General features: G+C 62.5%; 4 protein-coding genes. All 4 read right to left on the reverse strand.

Features of this window, described 5'->3' with window-relative positions; all coding sequences use genetic code 11:
* Positions 1-56 precede the first annotated feature (56 nt).
* Genes CO656_RS29395 through CO656_RS29410 form a run of 4 tightly spaced genes read right to left on the reverse strand, consistent with a single transcriptional unit; the run spans position 57 to position 3356 of the window.
* Positions 57-905 carry a PhzF family phenazine biosynthesis protein gene (locus CO656_RS29395; protein ID WP_234819740.1) on the reverse strand — a complete coding sequence of 283 codons (849 nt, stop codon included), beginning with the start codon at positions 903-905 and terminating at the stop codon, positions 57-59.
* Positions 906-927: 22 nt separating this feature from the next.
* Positions 928-2571 carry an IS66 family transposase gene (locus CO656_RS29400; RefSeq protein ID WP_097528126.1) on the reverse strand — a complete coding sequence of 548 codons (1644 nt, stop codon included), beginning with the start codon at positions 2569-2571 and terminating at the stop codon, positions 928-930.
* Between the two features lie 45 nt (positions 2572-2616).
* Complete coding sequence (gene tnpB, locus CO656_RS29405; protein ID WP_097528127.1) at positions 2617-2964, reverse strand: IS66 family insertion sequence element accessory protein TnpB; 348 nt, start codon at positions 2962-2964, stop codon at positions 2617-2619.
* The gene (locus CO656_RS29410) at positions 2961-3356 is read right to left on the reverse strand and encodes a transposase (protein ID WP_097528128.1); all 396 of its coding nucleotides are present in this window, start codon (positions 3354-3356) and stop codon (positions 2961-2963) included. The genes tnpB and CO656_RS29410 overlap by 4 nt, the downstream gene beginning before the upstream one ends.
* Positions 3357-3434: the final 78 nt, after the last annotated feature.

Genomic DNA, 3434 nt, shown 5'->3' on the forward strand with positions numbered 1-3434 from the left:
TCGTAACCATACGGCCGAGGCCGCGGTGGCTTCGATTTCGCTAGGGGGCGTTCAAATTAAAGAGCTGCAACGCCCTCGATACATGTCGTAACGTCGCCACCGATCCAAATCTGATCTTCGACCAGCTCCACATGAACACGTCCTTCCCGTCCAAGGACGGTACCCTGGCTGGCAATGTATGACGGAGGCGCGATGCCGTTGCCAATTAACCATTGAGCGATGCCAGCGTTTAAGCTGCCGGTTACCGGATCTTCAAAACCGGCCGCGGTAAAGGCACGCACCTCGAAATCCGCATCCCGCCCATCATTCGTAGGATCCCAGGGAGCAACGACACCGACCCGCAATCCGGACAGAACGGCGAAATCCGGGCGCAGCGCCAGGACGTCAGCCCTGGAGCGTAGCAGAACAGCGAGCCAGCCGGGGCCATTGTCCACCCAGTTGGCGTCGATGATGTCATCAAAGGTCAATCGCAGCCCTTTGATGGCTCGCGTCAGTATGTCGAGTTCCACCGGACCCGAGCGGCGCAGTTCGGGGGCTTCGAAGCAAAGTCGTTCATTGTCGCGCCGAATGTGGATTAGTCCTGCCTCGCACTCCTGGACAATGTCGCCACTCTTTGGACTTCCACCGGAAGACAGCCATACATGGCAACTCCCCAAAGTGGGGTGGCCCGCGAAGGGCAACTCAGCAACAGGCGTAAAGATGCGAACACGGTAGTCGGCATCCGCCGCCCTCGGCTGGAGAAGGAAGGTCGTTTCGCTAAGGTTCGTCCAGCGTGCGAAAGCAGCCATCTCGGATGCAGTCAAGGAATCTGCTCCGATGACAACCGCCAGCGGGTTACCTAGCAAAGCTTTGGAGGAGAAAACGTCAACCTGCTGGAATGAAAACTTCGTGTTTCCGCGTCTCACCATGATGTCCTACGTTCTCAATTTACGCGGCTTTGCCGCATTCGGTGCAGTTTTGGTTGACGGCCCAGTTCCACGGGAGCAATTGCTCGAGGCGCGCGATCGGCGTGTCGGCGATACGAGCGAGAACATCGGCAAGCCATGCCTGCGGATCGATGTCGTTTAGCTTGGCAGTCATGATCAGAGTTGCCATGAAGGCGGCTCGTTCGGCCCCGCGGTCTGATCCGGCGAAGAGCCATGACTTGCGGCCGAGAGCGAAGCCGCGAAGCGCCCGCTCGGCTGCATTGTTCGTCAGGCAAATTCGACCGTCATTGAGGAAGGACGTGAAGCCATCCCAGCGCTTCAGCATGTAATCGATCGGCTCAGCCACGGGTGAACTGCGCGACAGCTTTGCCCGCTCGGCCCGTAGCCATTCCTCGAGCGCATCGACGATTGACTGGCTTTCCTGCCGACGGCGCTGCAGCCGCTCATCGGCGGCAAGTCCGTTGACCTCGCGCTCGATGTCGAACAGTGCATCGATGCGTTTGACCGCCTCCAGCGCGACCGGCGAGATCGGCGCGGCGTTCTTCCCGCGCTTGGCATTGGTGGCGATGTCAGCGAGCACGAAGAACTTGCGCCGTGAATGTGCCCAGCACAGCGCCTGCGTCAGCGGAACGGGATCGCGATCCACCTTGAACAATGGGTTGTAGCCGCCATAGGCGTCCGCCTGCAGAATACCGGTGAAGGTTTTGAGATGGCGCGCGGGATGTTCCTGCCGCCGATCGCGCGAGGCATAATAGAGTGCCGCCGGCGGCGATTGCCCGCCAAACGGCCGGTCGTCCCGGACGTAGGTCCAGATGCGACCGGTATCGGTCTTACCGCGGGCGAGGATCGGCACGGTGGTGTCATCGCCATGCAAACGCTCGGCGGCAAGGACATGCGCTTCGATCAGTCCATGCACCGGCTTTAATGCCGCGGCGCAGCCCCCGACCTGGTCGGCGAGCGTCGACAGGCTGAGGTCGATGCCCTCGCGGGCATAGCGCTCGCTCTGCCGGTTCAGCGGCTGATGTTGACCGAACTTCTCGAACAGGATCATCGCCAAGAGGTTCGGTCCGGCAAAGCCGCGCGGCGTCACATGGAAGGGTGCCGGCGGCTGGGTGATCTTCTCACATTCGCGGCAGGTAAACTTCTCGCGCACGGTCTGGATCACCTTCCACTGGCGCGGAATCACCTCCAGCGTCTCAGTGATGTCTTCGCCCAGCTTTGCCAGCTTGCCCGAACCGCAGCACGGGCAGTTTGATGGAGCGGCGATGACGACGCGCTCGCGCGGCAGATGCGCGGGGAAAGGTTTGCGCGACGGACGCTTGCGCTCGAAGGCCCTGACCGTCGAGGAGCGTGCGGCCATCTCCGCCGCCAGTTCGTCTTCGCTGGCGTCGGCTTCCAGCTCCTCAAGCTGCAGTTCCATCTGTTCGAGAAGCCGGGCTTTGCGCTCCGACCGGCTGCCATGGATGTCGCGCTTCAGCTTCTCGATCTCCAGCCTCAGCCGGGCGATCAGCGCATCCGAATGCGAGTTTACCGCCTGCGCGCGGGCGGCGAGCGCTTCCGCCTCACGACGGGCCGCGCGCTCGGCGAGGATCATCGCATGCGCACTGGCAAGGTCGTCGGGAAGCTGATCGGCCGCATCGGTCATGGCGGGATGGAATCATATTCGCTCCCGCCATGCCAGCGGTTTTGCTCATCCCGCCGACGTCGGACGCCAAGTTTTTTGCGGCATTCGCCAGTCGATGCCTTCGAGCAAATAGCCGAGCTGCGCGGGCGTGATCACCACCGTGCCGTCGGCCGCCGACGGCCAGATGAAGCGGCCGCGCTCGAGCTTCTTCGTGAATAGGCAGGCACCCTGGCCGTCGTGCCAGATCACCTTGATCAGGCCGCCGCTCCGCCCCCGGAAGACGAACAGATGGCCGCTCATCGGATCGCGCTTCAACGTCTCCTGCACCAGCAGCGACAGGCCGGGGAAGCCTCTCCGCATGTCCGTAAAGCCCGTGGCGAGCCAGACCTTCACACCACTCGGAACCGGGATCATCGCCGCTCCAGGACATCGAGGATCCGCGCCAAGGCTTCGGTGTCGACGTCACTCTCGACCCGGAGACGACGCCCACCGCCAAGCTCGATCGTCACCATGCTTGCTTTCTTGCGCGACCGAGAGACCGGCGGTGGCTCCGCCCTGGTCGGCGGCGCTGGAAGCGCTTCGACGACCTCCACCGGAACCAGTTGCGGGACGGACGGCGCGGAGATTTGGCAGAGTTCCTTGCGCCAGCGGAAGAGCTGGCTCACATGGATGCCGGCCGAGTGAGCGATCTCGGAAACGCTTGCGCCTGGCTCAAGCGTCGCCGCGACCAGCCGCTCCTTCTCCTCCCGAGACCAGCGCCGACGACGCTCGACCGATGTGATCACTTCAATCTGATGCTTCGTCATAGGACTACTCCTAGTGTTTGCACTAGGACTTGCAGCCTTCAGCCTGCCTCAGCAAGGCGGCCGTCACCGGATGGGTAC

The sequence above is a fragment of the Sinorhizobium sp. FG01 genome (assembly GCF_002531875.1).
GTDB classification, from domain to species: Bacteria; Pseudomonadota; Alphaproteobacteria; order Rhizobiales; family Rhizobiaceae; genus Sinorhizobium; species Sinorhizobium fredii_C.

What these genes read in the sequence shown, in the direction of transcription:
- CO656_RS29410 (WP_097528128.1), bottom strand. Translation starts at nt 3,356, where the DNA reads ATGACGAAGCATCAGATTGAAGTGATCACATCGGTCGAGCGTCGTCGG.
- CO656_RS29400 (WP_097528126.1), bottom strand. Translation starts at nt 2,571, where the DNA reads ATGACCGATGCGGCCGATCAGCTTCCCGACGACCTTGCCAGTGCGCAT.
- tnpB (WP_097528127.1), bottom strand. Translation starts at nt 2,964, where the DNA reads ATGATCCCGGTTCCGAGTGGTGTGAAGGTCTGGCTCGCCACGGGCTTT.